Here is a 13,659-nt window from a genome sequence, read left to right as displayed (position 1 = left end):
ACAGAGCATGGCTTCCCCTGATCTCAAGGGCGCGCTCGGCGGCCGCTTCCCCGAAGGATTTCACTTCGGCGACGTCCTCGGAATGCAGAAGACCAGAGCGGTCGCCGACGAAGCATGTTTCGAGATCGAGATCGGTCCCGAGCATCTCAACCGTCATGGCACCGTTCACGGAGGTGTCCTCATGGCGATGCTGGACACCGCCGGGCTGTGGGCCATATCGGATCCGAACGACGAGGTGGCGCCGAAGGCGGTGACGGTCTCGCTGAATTGCAGTTTCGTCGGAAGATCGGAGGCCGGCGACTCTAGGATCCGTGCGACGGGGCGGATCTCGAAACAGGGCGGCAGGACATACTTCGCTTCGATTATCGCGGAAAGCCATCCGAGTGGACAACTCGTCGCGACGGGGCAGGGGATCTACAGCAAGATCGCCTGACCCATCCGACGACGTTGACCGACGCCGAGACGTCCGCCTAGCGAGCGGGCTGCTGCATTATCCGACCCCGGTCGCCGGGGCTTTGCGACGTCGGCCTCGCCTACGTCTCGTTCATCTCGGAAAGCTTTCGATATAGGTAGGATCGCGAAATTCCGAGACTTTCGGCGGCGCGCTTCTTGTTGCCCTTGTGGCGAGCGAGCGCCTCCCGGATCCCTTTCGTTTCGACTTTGTCAAGCATCGTCCGCAGCCCTTCGTTGGTCGTCGGGGGCATGGCATCGAACGTCGTCAGCTGTGCTCCGATCTGTTGCTCGGTCTTCGCCTCGGTCAGATCGTGGACCATGATGGTCGTCCCGTCGCAGAAAGCAAAAGCGCGTTCGATCTCATGTTGGAGTTGTCGGATGTTGCCGGGCCAGGGTCTCTCCATCAGCGCCGTCAAGGCGTCCTCGTCTATGGACGGCGTTGGACGCGCGTGCCGATAGGCGATGTTCTCGAGGAATTTCGAGGCCAGCAGCGGAATGTCCTCGATGCGCTCCCGCAGGGGAGGCAGCGTAATCACGATCGGCGATATCCTGTAGAACAGGTCAAGGCGAAAGGTGCCGGCTTCGACCAAGGACTGGAGATCCCTGTTCGTCGCCGAAATTAGCCGGAAATCCAGTTGACGCGGCTTGTCCCCACCGACGCGTTCGACGATCCGGTCCTGGAGCACGCGTAGCAACTTCGCCTGAACTTCGAGCGGCATGTCGCCGATTTCGTCGAGGAAAATAATGCCCTCGGTGGCCTGCTCGAATTTGCCTTTCCGCCCCTTCTTGTCGGCGCCGGTGAAGGCTCCCGGTTCGTATCCGAACAGTTCTGACTCGACGAGGGTCTGAGGCATCGCCGCGGCGTTCACCGCCACCATGGGGCCATCCCTTCGCGGGCTCAGACGATGCAGCGCGTGAGCGACCAACTCCTTGCCGGTACCGCTCTCACCGCGGATCAGCACGGGGATCTCCAGAGGAGCGATCTTCACGATCTCGGCGCGAAGCCGTTGCACGGCGGGACTGTTCCCCACGATGCTGTCGAGTCCGTACTTCTGCGACTTGAGAGTTTCAGTCTCTCGTTTGTAGTATTCGACCTGTCCTTCCAGAGCTCGAATCCGTGCATTCAGTATGGCGAGCTGTTCGGGTCCCTTGAACATCACGCGGCCATAGGCTCCGAGCACCTTGTCCTTCCGGCGGATGGGGATTCTTGAAACTATTCTGTCGGACCCTTGCATGTGCTGCATTGTGCCGACTTCCGCCTTGCCGCTTTTCACGACTTTATGAAGCCGTGTTCCCTCCACGACATCCTCGACCGGTCGCATTCTGGCCTCTCCCGGATTGAGGCCGAAAAAGCGTTCATGGAGCGGCGACATGTAGGATATGCGCGCCTTTTCATCGACGATGATCATGCTTTCGAAGGGATCCGTCAGAAGCTGCTCCATCATGTCCCAGGCGAAGTCGACGCTGGTTAGAAAGCTGATGACGGCGTCGCCCGGAGGGGAGCTGACGATCAGGACGTCGTGGCCGGTGACGGACATCACAAGGACGTTGTAGGAGTGACGATCCAGCGTGAGCGGATTGACGCGACGGGTTCGCGCTTCGCCTATCCAACCCGGATCGAGCGCCAGGCTTTTGAGTCGAGTATCGGTCCCGATTCCGCTCGCGTGGATGATCCTGACCCCGTCCGACAGGATAAGGCCTTGGCGATCCCGATTGCCGTCAAAAGGTATCATAGTCAGCCCTTGCTCTCCCTATGTGTATTTGTTGGGGACAGCTAACCACATAAAGAGAGGGCGGTTCAAGGATGCCAAAAGAACGCGTGTCTGCATTGAGGACAACGCATCGCCGAATAGGAGGTGGCCCGGCTCTAGGCTTTCCAGGCCCCATTTTCCTTCAAAGACTGAAGGGTTTCCGGATCGACCCAGTCGGCCAGCGCCTCGTCCGCAGTGTTCTGTGCACTTGGGGCCCGCGGGGTTCCTGGAGCGCTGCGGCTGAACCGCAGAGCGGGGGCGGGTTGGATGACACCGTCGAGCTCGATGAAAGACTTCCGCGCGGCCAAGTGAGGATCGGCGAACGTCTCCACCAGGGAATTGACGATCGTCGCACAGCAGTCCGTGCCGTCGAACACGGCCCGCCATGCCTCGGCATCCTTCTTGGAGAATGCTTCTTTGAGCGCGCTGCGCAACGAAGGCCAATCGTCGCGCTTCTGCTGCAGCGCGATCTCCGCATCGAGACCCACCTTCGCAACGAGCTGGGCAAAGAACTTGTCTTCCAGCGCACCTACGGCAAACCAGCGTCCGTCGGCGCAGGCGTAGACGTCGTAGAACGGGCTGCCGCTGTCGAGCATGTTGGCGCCGCGTTGTCCTTTCGAAAGTCCGGCCGCCACCATGCCGATATGTCCGCTCAACAACCAGAGCGTTCCATCGATGATCGCCGCATCCACGATCTGCCCGCGTCCGGATGAATGCCGTTCCCACAACGCACTGAGTATGCCGAGCGCGAGATAAAGCGAACCGCCGCCGAAATCGCCGACCAGATTCAACGGAGGCGTGGGTGGCTGGTCGCGCCGGCCGATCGAGTCCAGAGCGCCCGTGAGCGCGATGTAGTTGATGTCATGTCCAGCGGATGCCGCCAGCGGCCCCGTCTGGCCCCAGCCGGTCATGCGGCCGTAGATCAGTCGCGGGTTGATGCCGAGGCAAACCTCGGGACCGAGTCCCAATCGCTCCATCACGCTCGGTCGAAATCCCTCGATCAGGACGTCGGTCCGTTCGATCAACACCTTCGCCAATTTCAGGGTCTGCGGTTTCTTGAGGTCCAGCTTGAGAACCTTCCGGCCCCGATGCGAAATCTGGAAGCGCCGGGGACGCTCGATGCCAAGCCCCGCATCCTCTTCTCTGTCGACGCGAAGAACGGTCGCCCCGAGATCGGCGAGCAGCATCGCGCAGAACGGGACAGGTCCGATCGCGGGAAATTCGAGAACCTTTAAGCCATGCAACGGACCCATGCGACCTCGCTGCGAGACTCATTCCTCAACAGTTTCAGGAAAGAACCCGAGCGGAATACAGCGATGCGATTTCAGCATCGGTTCGCCCGAGCGAGGCAAGAATCTAAGACGTATGTTCGCCCAGGCCGGGCACCAAGTCGTTTCCGGCGAAATCGGATCCCGGACAACCGGGTATCGACGCGATCGGCAACGATCCCACGCCTGCGAACGGTAGGGTCTGGTAGGCATCGACGGCCTTGACGTGGGCGTCGGCGAGCCAATCCAAGTAGCTGTTGATCGGGCTCGCCATGACGCCTCGTTCGAGCAGAAGTGCGAGCCACTCATCGGTGGTGCGGGTACGCAGCCGTTCGTGAAGCACTCTGTTCATGTCGTGCCGGTTCGCGTTTCTGTCGTCGACCGAACCGAAGCGCGGATCGGCAGCAAGCTGGGGACATCCAAGCACTTCGCAAAGAACCTCAAAGTTGCGCGACCGCATCGCGCTCAGGAGGATGTGGCCGTCAGCCGTTTCGAATACGCCGGAAGGAGAATACAGCGGTCCGGGAGAGGGGCCTTCGGAGGCTGCTTCCATCAATTTCGCGGCCTGGAAGGCTGCGGCGCTCTGCATCAGACTCATGTCGATGAACGAGCCCGTGCCGAACCGCACTTTGCGCATCAAGGCGGCGCTGACGGCCTGGAAGCCGTACAGCCCGGTGATCGTGTCGATGACGACCATGCCCTGCCGATGCGGCTTGTCGATCGATCCGTTCATCACCATCATGCCGGAGAAAGCCTGAATGACACCGTCGACAGTGGGACGCTCGCGGTTGGGTCCCTGCTGGCCGTATCCGGAGACCGACATGTAGATGATTTTCGGATTGACCTTAGTCGCCTCAGAGTAGCCCAGGCCGAGGCGCGAGGCAACGCCGGGGCGAAAGCTCTCGATCACCACGTCAGCGGATGCGACCAAATCTCCGGCGATCCTCCGTCCTTCTTCCTTCGCGAGATCAATCGCTATCGACCGCTTGCCACGATTGAACGCGACGAAATGGATAGTGTTGTTAGCCTTCGTCTTCCCAAGGATGCGTCCCCAATCGCCCTCCGGCGGCTCAATCTTGATGACGTCGGCTCCGTGCAGCGCCAAAAGCATCGCGGCGTGCGGTCCAGCCACACCCTGGCTCGCGTCGATGACCTTGAACCCCTCGAAAGCCCTTCGCATGCGCAGCATCCTCTCATTGATTTTCTGATGGGAGGAATTTGCATTTCCCGTGCCGCCAATCAAAGCCCGCATTCGCGGCCCCTGACTTGTCACATGTGTGCGCGCCGAACACAGTCATCCGGACAATTGTCGCAAACGGCGACACCGGGAGACGCCAAGAAGCGGAAAGTCCGTTCGGATTGAGCGAAAGGCACTTGGCATAGGGCTTGCGACGCCATCGAAAAGGGAGGATTTCGCAATGCGTACGTATACTCAATGCTTGTTGGGGCTGTTGCTGTCTGTTTGCGGTGCAAACGCGCAGGAAGTCCATGGAGTGACCGAAAAGGAAATTAAGATTGGCCAAACCATGCCGTATAGTGGGCCCGGATCCCACTATTCAACCATCGCGAGAGCCAACGAAGCCTACTTTCGCATGGTAAACGAGAACGGTGGCGTCAATGGTCGAAAGATCACGCTTATTAGCCTGGATGATGCCTACAGTCCTCCCAAGACCGTCGAGCAGACGCGCAGGCTCGTCGAACAGGAGGACGTCCTGTTGATCTTCGATACGCTTGGAACGGCGACGAACGCTGCGATTCAGAAATATCTGAACATCAAGAAGGTGCCGCATCTGTTTCCGACGTCGGGAGCGACCCGCTTCGCCGATCCCGAGCAGTTTCCCTGGACCATGGGATGGCAACCGAACTACCAGTTGGAGGGCCACGCCTTCGCCACTTACTTACTGAACAACCGCCCGAATGCGAAGATCGCCGTTCTCTACCAAAAGGACGATCTCGGAAAAGACTACATAAAGGGCCTGCGCGATCGCCTGGGCGATAAAGCCGACGCCATGATCGTGAAGGAACTGAGCTACAATATCTCCGATCCGACGATCGACTCGCAGGTTGTCACACTTCAATCCTCGGGCGCCGATGTCTTCATGAATTTTTCCACGGCCAAGTTCGCGGCCCAAGCAATGCGCAAAGCTCATGAACTCGGTTGGAAGCCGATGCAGATGCTTGCGACCGTCTCCGCATCGGCGGCCGTCCTGAGACAGGTTGGAACGGACGCAAGCTCGGGTGTTCTGGCGCTTCATTATCTGAAGGATCCGGCGGACCCGAAACTGGCGGATGATCCCGCGCTTAAGGAGTGGCTCGGCTGGATGAAGAAATACTATCCGTCGGGAGACGTGACGGATGAATTCAACGTGCTCGGCTACTCGAACGCGCAGACGCTGGTTCAGGTGCTCAAGCAGTGCGGAAACGATCTATCGCGCGAAAACATCATGAAGCAGGCGCAGAACCTAGATATGCAGCTTCCGATGGTTCTCCCCGGCATCCGCCTCAAGACCGGTGCGAACGACTACGCTCCGATGAAGGATCTCCAGATGGCTCGCTTCAACGGAGAGGGATGGGACCTAGTCGGTCCAGTGATCTCCGGAAAATGATCGACCGAGAAGGGCCGCTTCGTTCCGGCCCTTCTCGCAAACATCACAAACGAAGCACCTATTCTTTGCCGGAAGATGCAGCGAAGTTTGCGGGACGCCGGTTGACTGCGGCTCGCAACCCTTCCTTGAATTCGTCGCTCGACATCGCCAATGCCTGACCCAGTCCTTCGAAGGCGAACATGTCGTGCAAACTGGTCTCGAAGGTGCGCGCCATGAGCTGCTTCGCAAGCCCCATGACCTCTGAGGGGCCCTCGGCCAGCCTACGTGCTTCGGCGAGGGCTTCCTCTTTGAGTGTCTCGTCCGAGTACACCTTCGTCACCAAGCCCTGATCGAACGCTTCCCGGGCGGTCCAGGTCTGATTGCCAAAGAGGAACGACTTCGCCCGGGCCATCCCGATCAGTCGAGGAAGGTGATACATCATGCCGATGTCGGGGACGGCACCGAGGCGGAAGAAGGCCGCCATGAACCTTGCGTTCTCCGATGCGAAGAGAACATCGCCGCAGAGCGACAGACCCATTCCGCCGCCCGCGGCGTGACCATTGACCGCCACCACCATTGGCTTGTTGAGCGAAATGAGAGGGATCAGCCAATCCTTCAGGCTCGAAAAGCGCCGGTGCACCGACCATGGATCGGATGCCACTTCGAGCATCTTGAAGTCTCCGCCTGCGCAGAACGAGGGTCCGGCCGCGGCGAGCAGGACACATCGCACGGAACGGTCGTTGGAAACCTCCTTGATGGCGTTTCCGAGTTCGTCCCGGAGTTCCGAGGTAAGTGAATTTCTGGTGCTCGGGTTGTTGAGCGTGATGATCATGACCGAGCCGTCGCGGTCCAGTCGAATCTGCTTTGGGTCCATTGATGTTTCCCTTCTGTAAGGCAATCCACGGTGCAAATGATATGCCGTATGACCGGGGGCGTCTTCTAGTCGGTATGACGAAGCAATGTGTACGCGTCACGGACAGACCGCGGGCGGCATGTGTCACGAGTGGACACCGTGCGTCTGCGTTACATGAAAAAGACGCGCGAAGCGTGAACGCAGACCCATGGCACGTCTCTTGCTGACCTGCAGGCAAGCTGCGCTTCGAACTAACGCAAGCCGCAAGTCAGGAAACGCGCCATTGTCCGCAGATATTGTGGAATTGCTCATTCGTGATCGCATCGCGGTCATCACCTTGAATCGGCCGCAGCAGCGCAACGCGCTATCGATCGAGATGAGGGCCATGCTTGCACGGCGTCTCGACGAGATCGATGAACACGTGCGCGTGATCGTGCTGCAGGGCGCAGGTGCGGCATTTTGCGCCGGCGCAGACCTTGGCGATATACCGGATACGCCCATGGCTTGGAGAGACCGCATCGTCACGGCTCAGACCCAGCATCTGCGGATCATCAACATGAAGCAGATCGTCATCGCGTCGGTCCAGGGCGCGGCGTTCGGTGGAGGTGCCTCGCTCGCACTTGCGGCCGACATACTCGTCCTCGACGAGAATGCCAGTCTGGGCTTCCCTTTCGTGAAGCTCGGCGTTGTTCCGGACGGGGGAGCGAGCTTCCTTCTGCAGGCGAAGGCGAGCCCTGCGGTGGCTCTCGATGTCCTTCTTACGGGTGGCGTCATACGGGCTGACGAGGCGCGGGCCCTGGGCCTGACGCGTCGCGTTGCTCCCGCGGGCGAGCTCGAAGCGCACACGATGAAGCTTGCAGAGGAACTCGCGTCGCTTCCGTCGGAAGCCCTCCAGTTGACCAAATCGCTGTGCGCGCAGGCGTGGGCGGATCATCTCCCCGGCGCGCTGCGCCATGAGGCGGACGCATTCGGACTGGCCACGGCGTCTGAAGGGCACCGGGCGGCCATGGCGGCTGCGAAAATGAAACTCAAGAAGGCGAACTAGCATGTATTCGACGGACCTACTGAAAGGCCGGGTTGCTCTAATCACGGGCGGCGGAAGCGGAATCGGCCTGAGCATAGCGGAACAGTACTTGGCGCTCGGCGCCAGGGTGGCGATAGTAAGCCGCAACGCGGAGCGGCTCGAAAGCGCCGCATCGTCTCTGTGCTCGCAAGGGACGACGGAGATCGCGGCGTTCCAGGCGGATGTCAGGAACTACCACCAGGTGTCGGCCGCGGTGGACGCCGTCGTGAAGCGTTTCGGATCGGTCGACATTCTCGTCAACAACGCGGCAGGCAATTTCTTCTGTCCGACGGCCGAGATGTCCTCGAATGCGTGGCGAACCGTCATCGACATCGATCTCAACGGCACGTTCCACGGGTGTCGCGCGACCTACGCGCGCCTCCGGGAATCGAAATGGGGCGGCTGCATCATCAATATCATCACCATGCAGGCACTTTCGGGTTGGCCGGGCGCAGCGCACGCCGCGGCGGCGAAGGCGGGCATCCTCTCGCTTACTCGCACGCTCGCTGTCGAGTGGGGCGGCGACTGCATTAGGGTCAATGCCATCTCTCCCGGGCCCATCGGCGATACCGAAGGCGCGAAGCGCATCTACGAAGAGCGCGGACAAGCCGAACAGGAGCGCAGTCGCGTGGCGCTCGGTCGCTTCGGAAAGAAGCAGGAAGTCGCCAACGCGGCGGCCTTCCTCGCATCCGATCTCGCGAGCTTCGTGACCGGGGAGAACCTCATCGTCGATGGTGGCCGGTGGCTGAAATACGTCTCGGAAAAATAGAAGAGGATACAACAAGTGGAAAAACAACTCCCGCTTCCGGTGGCAAACGCGGACTCCGCCACCTACTGGCAGTCCGCGAAGGAAGGAAAGCTGGTGCTCCGGCGCTGCAAATCCTGCGGCGAAGTGCATTTCATGCCGCGATACCTGTGTCCTTTCTGCTGGTCGACGGAACTCGAGTGGATCGATGCTGCGGGAAAGGGAAAGGTCCACAGCTTCACGATCATCCGACGCGCGTCTTCGCCGGCCTTCGCCGGCCTCACGCCGTACGTTGTCGCGCTGATCGATCTGGCTGAGGGGCCGCGCATGATGAGCAACATCGTCGGGGAGAGCGCGCTTGAGGTCGAAATCGGCGACGGCGTCACCCTCAGGTTCGAGGACCGGGAAGGGTCCAAGCTTCCGCAATTCGCGCTAGAGAAGGGCCGCCCGTGAATTTCGACGAAAGCGACGAGCAGAAACTGGTCCGCGAGACGACGGCTTCGTTCGTGAAGCGGCATTGCAAGCCGGCCGACGTCCGTCAATGGGACCGCACCGGTCAATTGCCGGAGCAGGTCTACGCGGCGATGGCGGAAGCAGGCCTTCTGGCGATGATGGTGCCCGCGGAATATGGCGGCGTCGGCTCGCCGATAGCCGATTGCGCCATCGCGCTGGAGGAAATCGCCAGGCCGAGCGTCGACTTCGCAACACGCCTCGCGTTGATCGGCTGGGGTGCGATGATCCTCGCCGATTTCGCGAGCGAGGAGATCAAGTCCGAGGTCCTTCCGAAGGTTGTGAAGGGCGAGATCAAGCTGTCGTTCAGCTTGACCGAGCCGGGATCGGGATCGGACGCGGCCTCGCTCCAGACGAAAGCCCGTCGTGACGGCGACGACTACGTGATCTCCGGTCAGAAGCTCTACTCGTCTGGAGCGCACGCACCCAACAACATGATCGTGCTGGCCGCCCGGACGAACCCTGACGTCACGAAGCATGCCGGTATCTCGCTGTTTCTCGTTCCCAACGACCTTCCGGGCATCACGATCAACCGGCTCGACGTGGTCGGTCGCCGCATCCTCGGTCTGTGCGAGGTGTTCTTCGACGATGTTCGCCTTCCGCACCGGATGCTGATTGGCGAGGAGAACAGCGGCTGGAAATACATCAACAAGCATCTGGAGCGGGAGCGGATCCTGCTCGCCGCCAACTATCTCGGGAACGCGCGTGCGGCGTTGGACGACGCGGTTCGTTACGCGGGTGAGAGAAAGCAGTTTGGCAAGCCGATCGCGGAATTCCAGGTCATCGCCCATATGCTGGCCGACATGGCAACGGACGTCGAGGCCGCTCGATGGATCACCGCCTCGACGGCCTGGAGATACGACCAGGGCCTGCCGTGCGTGAAGCAGGCGTGCATGGCGAAGCTGTTCGTCTCGGAGGTGTTCGCGCGGGTGACGACGCAGGGCATGCAGATACTCGGAGGTGCTGGCTACACCCACGACCACGACATGCAGCGGTACTGGCGTGACGCCCGCAACGCGACCATCGGCGGTGGCACCTCGCAAATCCAGAGAGGCTTGATCGCACGGGAGCTTGGACTGTGACGCAGGTTAAAGGCTATATCGAGAACCGCACCGAACTGTTCGGCCGCAAAGAGCTCACCAGGCTGATCAACCCTGCGAGCATCGCGGTCATCGGCGCATCCGAGTCGCCCGGATCGTTCGGGGCGCGGACCATGGAGAATCTCGCGACGTTCGGCGGACGGTTGTTTCCCATCAACCCGAAGCGGGACGAGATCTTCGGCCACAAGGCATACCCGACGATCGAGGCGCTTCCGGAGGCGCCCGACGCCGTTGTGATCTCGGTTCCCCAGGAACAGGTGGCGAATCTCGTCAGAAGATGCGCCGCCAAGGGAATCGGCGGTGCCATCGTCTATTCATCGGGCTTCGCGGAATTGGGCACCGTGGACAGGACGGCCGCGCAGCGTGAACTCGCCGAGATAGCGAAGTCGACGGGTATGCGGATCATCGGTCCCAACTGCGTCGGCATCATCAATTTCGCTGCGAAGGTCGGCATGCATTTCATGCCGAAGTTCAACGAAATGCCGATCATCTCCGGCGGGATCGGCCTGGTCAGCCAGAGCGGCGGTCTCGGATACACCGTCATTCAGGCCTTGCAGCGGGGAATTGGATTTTCGCAATTCCTGTCGGCCGGAAACTCGAGCGACGTCGATATCTGCGACCTGATCAACTACCTGGTCGACGACGAGAGCACCTCGGTGATCGCATGCCTCTTCGAAGGCATTCGGGACGGCGAGCGCCTCATCGAGGCCGGCCGGCGAGCCTTCGCCGCCAGGAAGCCGCTCATCATCTACAAGATGGGGCGCAGCGCGATTAGCAAGAAGGCCGCTCTTTCCCATACCGGCACCCTGGCGGGCTCCAATGCCGCCTACGACGCGGCCTTCCGGGAGATGGGTGCCATCGTGGTGGACAGCTGGGAGGAAGTGCTGGAGACGGCATGCTTCTTCGAGCGCGCGGGCGTCCCGCAGGGGCCCGGGGCCGGCGTCATGGCGAGCTCTGGAGGGGCGGCCGTCATCTCCGGAGACAAGGCCGAGGAGTACGGCGTCGCGATGCCGGCGCCTCAGCCGGACACCGTGGCATGCCTGTCGAAACTGGTGCCGGATTTCGGGTCCGTTTCGAATCCAACGGACATGACCGCGGAGACCCTGAAGAGCTTCGATCTCTACAGCGCGTGCATCAAGGCTTTCGCCGACGATCCGAATTACGGGGTCGTGGTCGTCCCGATGCTGTCGGCGCAGAAGCCCATCACGACGGAGAGGGCGATTCATCTCGACCGCCTCGCGGCCGAGCTTTCGAAGCCAATCTGTCTGGTCTGGTTCAACGAATGGCTGGAGGGCCCAGGAAGCGAGATCTACGACAAGAGCCGGAAGATCTCGATGTTCCGATCGATGGGCCGCTGCATGAAGGCGATCCGCTCATGGTTCGACTACTATGGCAGGGCCGAGCGGCAAGTGTCGGGTGAGGGAAGGCTCAGCACCGTCGAAGTCAAGAACGCTGCGATCGCCGAACTCGCGAAAGTCGGCGAGGGGTATGTCCTCAGCGAAGCGCAGTCGAAGAAGCTGCTCGGACTGTATGGCGTGGCCGTCAACCGCGAAGCGCTCGCCAAAACCGCGGACGAGGCGGTCGCCCACGCCGAGACGTTGGGCTATCCGGTCGTCCTCAAGGCGGACTCTCCCGACATCCCGCACAAGAGCGAAGCCGGTGTGCTGCGGCTGAACCTTCGGGACGCAGATGCCGTGCGCAACGCCTACAGGGAGATCGAGGAGGCCGTGGGACGGCTGAGCGGGCCGGTCACCGTGAACGGGATCGTCGTTCAGGAGATGGTCTCAGGCGGGACCGAGATGATGGTTGGCGCCTCGGTCGACGCCCAGTTCGGGCCGTTGATCACATGCGGATTCGGCGGAACGTCCGTCGAGATACTCGGGGATGTGCACACCAGACGCGCGCCGGTCAGCGTCACCGAAGCACTCGACATGCTCCGGTCGCTCCGCGGCAGTGGCCTCCTGTTCGGCTATCGCAACCAAGCACCGGCCGACGTGCGGTCCCTCGCGGAAGCCGTATGCCGCATCTCCGAAATGATCAGCGACCTTCGTGAAGAGGTCGCGGAATTGGACGTCAATCCGATCAAGGTTTCGGCAGATCGCGCGGTGGCCGTCGATGCGTTGGTCGGTTTGAGCAGCAAGAGGAATTGAGATGAACAGATTGGCTTCCGGAAAAATAGCGATCGTCGGCGTCGGAGAGTCCGACATCGGCAAGGTGCCGGGCATGACCGGCTTAGGCCTGAACGCCCAGGCGGCGAAACGTGCGCTGGATGACGCCGGTCTCAAGATGTCGGACATCGACGGCGTTCTGACGGCGTACTCGTTCACCGAGCCATACTTCATGCTCGGATCCGTCCTGTGCGAATACCTCGGACTGAAACCCCGCTACAACGCGTCCGTCGTCGTGGGAGGCGGGTCGCCCGCCGTGATGCTGAAGCACGCGGCGGAGGCGATCCTAGCAGGTAGCGCGGACACCATCCTGGTCTGCGCCGGCGAGAACCGTGCGACGGGACAATCGCGCGATTCCGCCATCACGGCCCTGCTGGCCGTCGGACATCCCTATTTCGAGCAACCGTACGGAGGGTCGATCCCGGGATTTTACGCCATGATCGCGAAGCGCCACATGCACGTCTACGGCACCACGCGCGAGCATCTCGCCCACATTGCCGTCAACACGCGCCGGCACGCGCTGCTGCATCCCAATGCCCACATGAAGAGCGCGATCACCTTGGATGACGTCCTGTCGGCAAAGCCGATTGCGGATCCGCTGGGCATGCTCGACTGTTGTCTGATTTCTGACGCAGGCGGCGCGTTCATCGTGACGTCCGCCGAGCGGGCAAAGGATCTCAAATCGAAGCCGAGCTATCTCCTCGGTATCGGCGAGCATCACACTCATGAGCATTTAATGTGCGCGCCAAGTCTCACTGAATTCGGAGCAAAGCAGTCGGGTGAACGGGCCTATCAGATGGCCGGCGTGAAGCCCGCCGACATCGACGTCGCCCAGTTGTACGATTGCTTCTCCATCGTGCCGCTCATCGAACTGGAAGAGTTGGGATTCTGCGAGCCAGGCGAGGGCGGCGCCTTCTTCGCGGACGGCAGAGCGTCGATCGGCGGCAAGCTGCCCGTCAACACGCATGGTGGCATGCTGTCCCACGCGCATGCGGGCGCGGCAGGCGGGCTGTTCGGCATTGTCGAGGGCGTCCGACAACTCCGGGGCGGACTTGGTCCACGCCAGGTGAAGGATGCCGAACTCGCGCTGATCCACAACGAGGGCGGAATCCTGTCCTCGCATTGCACACTGATCCTCGGAAACGAGCCGAACTGAAAAGGAA

General features: G+C 61.1%; 12 protein-coding genes. 8 read left to right on the top strand and 4 right to left on the bottom strand.

Annotated features, from left to right (window positions below; genetic code table 11):
* Positions 1–7: 7 nt before the first annotated feature.
* On the top strand, positions 8–433 hold the full coding sequence (locus AX729_RS22415) for a PaaI family thioesterase (RefSeq protein ID WP_061026527.1): 426 nt from the start codon (positions 8–10) through the stop codon (positions 431–433).
* Between the two features lie 100 nt (positions 434–533).
* Here the strand turns inward: AX729_RS22415 and AX729_RS22410 are convergent, their stop codons facing one another.
* The 3 genes from AX729_RS22410 to AX729_RS22400 all read right to left on the bottom strand — a co-directional run bounded on the left by AX729_RS22410 (position 534) and on the right by AX729_RS22400 (position 4,724).
* Positions 534–2,186: a sigma-54 interaction domain-containing protein gene (locus tag AX729_RS22410; protein WP_061026526.1), complete on the bottom strand. Its 1,653-nt coding sequence runs from the start codon at positions 2,184–2,186 to the stop codon at positions 534–536.
* Positions 2,187–2,320: 134 nt separating this feature from the next.
* Positions 2,321–3,457: a CaiB/BaiF CoA transferase family protein gene (locus AX729_RS22405; protein WP_061026525.1), complete on the bottom strand. Its 1,137-nt coding sequence runs from the start codon at positions 3,455–3,457 to the stop codon at positions 2,321–2,323.
* Positions 3,458–3,560: 103 nt separating this feature from the next.
* Positions 3,561–4,724, bottom strand: coding sequence for a CaiB/BaiF CoA transferase family protein (locus AX729_RS22400; protein WP_082770506.1), 1,164 nt, complete (start codon positions 4,722–4,724; stop codon positions 3,561–3,563).
* Between the two features lie 166 nt (positions 4,725–4,890).
* Between AX729_RS22400 and AX729_RS22395 the strand changes: the two genes are divergently transcribed.
* Positions 4,891–6,078 carry an ABC transporter substrate-binding protein gene (locus AX729_RS22395; RefSeq protein ID WP_061026523.1) on the top strand — a complete coding sequence of 396 codons (1,188 nt, stop codon included), beginning with the start codon at positions 4,891–4,893 and terminating at the stop codon, positions 6,076–6,078.
* Between the two features lie 58 nt (positions 6,079–6,136).
* Here AX729_RS22395 and AX729_RS22390 read toward each other — a convergent pair whose 3' ends face one another.
* Positions 6,137–6,931: an enoyl-CoA hydratase/isomerase family protein gene (locus AX729_RS22390; protein WP_061026522.1), complete on the bottom strand. Its 795-nt coding sequence runs from the start codon at positions 6,929–6,931 to the stop codon at positions 6,137–6,139.
* A gap of 262 nt (positions 6,932–7,193) precedes the next feature.
* Between AX729_RS22390 and AX729_RS22385 the strand changes: the two genes are divergently transcribed.
* Genes AX729_RS22385 through AX729_RS22360 form a run of 6 tightly spaced genes read left to right on the top strand, consistent with a single transcriptional unit; the run spans position 7,194 to position 13,652 of the window.
* Complete coding sequence (locus AX729_RS22385; protein WP_061026521.1) at positions 7,194–7,955, top strand: enoyl-CoA hydratase/isomerase family protein; 762 nt, start codon at positions 7,194–7,196, stop codon at positions 7,953–7,955.
* 1 nt (position 7,956) lies between these two features.
* Positions 7,957–8,742, top strand: coding sequence for a glucose 1-dehydrogenase (locus AX729_RS22380; protein ID WP_061026520.1), 786 nt, complete (start codon positions 7,957–7,959; stop codon positions 8,740–8,742).
* Positions 8,743–8,757: 15 nt separating this feature from the next.
* Positions 8,758–9,171 (top strand): Zn-ribbon domain-containing OB-fold protein, encoded by a 414-nt coding sequence (locus AX729_RS22375; RefSeq protein WP_061026519.1) that lies wholly within the window; start codon positions 8,758–8,760, stop codon positions 9,169–9,171.
* Complete coding sequence (locus AX729_RS22370) at positions 9,168–10,310, top strand: acyl-CoA dehydrogenase family protein (RefSeq protein WP_061026518.1); 1,143 nt, start codon at positions 9,168–9,170, stop codon at positions 10,308–10,310. Before AX729_RS22375 ends, AX729_RS22370 begins: the two co-directional genes overlap by 4 nt.
* Positions 10,307–12,478: an acetate--CoA ligase family protein gene (locus AX729_RS22365; protein ID WP_061026517.1), complete on the top strand. Its 2,172-nt coding sequence runs from the start codon at positions 10,307–10,309 to the stop codon at positions 12,476–12,478. Before AX729_RS22370 ends, AX729_RS22365 begins: the two co-directional genes overlap by 4 nt.
* A 1-nt stretch (position 12,479) precedes the next feature.
* Entirely contained in the window at positions 12,480–13,652 is a 1,173-nt protein-coding gene (locus AX729_RS22360) for a thiolase C-terminal domain-containing protein (RefSeq protein ID WP_061026516.1), read from the top strand.
* Positions 13,653–13,659 lie beyond the last annotated feature (7 nt).

It is taken from the genome of Bradyrhizobium sp. CCH5-F6, assembly GCF_001556045.1.
Classification (GTDB): domain Bacteria; phylum Pseudomonadota; class Alphaproteobacteria; order Rhizobiales; family Xanthobacteraceae; genus Bradyrhizobium.
This window is presented reverse-complemented; position numbering and strand designations above follow the sequence as displayed.

What these genes read in the sequence shown, in the direction of transcription:
- AX729_RS22415 (WP_061026527.1), top strand. Translation starts at nt 8, where the DNA reads ATGGCTTCCCCTGATCTCAAGGGCGCGCTCGGCGGCCGCTTCCCCGAA.
- AX729_RS22410 (WP_061026526.1), bottom strand. Translation starts at nt 2,186, where the DNA reads ATGATACCTTTTGACGGCAATCGGGATCGCCAAGGCCTTATCCTGTCG.
- AX729_RS22405 (WP_061026525.1), bottom strand. Translation starts at nt 3,457, where the DNA reads ATGGGTCCGTTGCATGGCTTAAAGGTTCTCGAATTTCCCGCGATCGGA.
- AX729_RS22400 (WP_082770506.1), bottom strand. Translation starts at nt 4,724, where the DNA reads ATGCGGGCTTTGATTGGCGGCACGGGAAATGCAAATTCCTCCCATCAG.
- AX729_RS22395 (WP_061026523.1), top strand. Translation starts at nt 4,891, where the DNA reads ATGCGTACGTATACTCAATGCTTGTTGGGGCTGTTGCTGTCTGTTTGC.
- AX729_RS22390 (WP_061026522.1), bottom strand. Translation starts at nt 6,931, where the DNA reads ATGGACCCAAAGCAGATTCGACTGGACCGCGACGGCTCGGTCATGATC.
- AX729_RS22380 (WP_061026520.1), top strand. Translation starts at nt 7,957, where the DNA reads ATGTATTCGACGGACCTACTGAAAGGCCGGGTTGCTCTAATCACGGGC.
- AX729_RS22360 (WP_061026516.1), top strand. Translation starts at nt 12,480, where the DNA reads ATGAACAGATTGGCTTCCGGAAAAATAGCGATCGTCGGCGTCGGAGAG.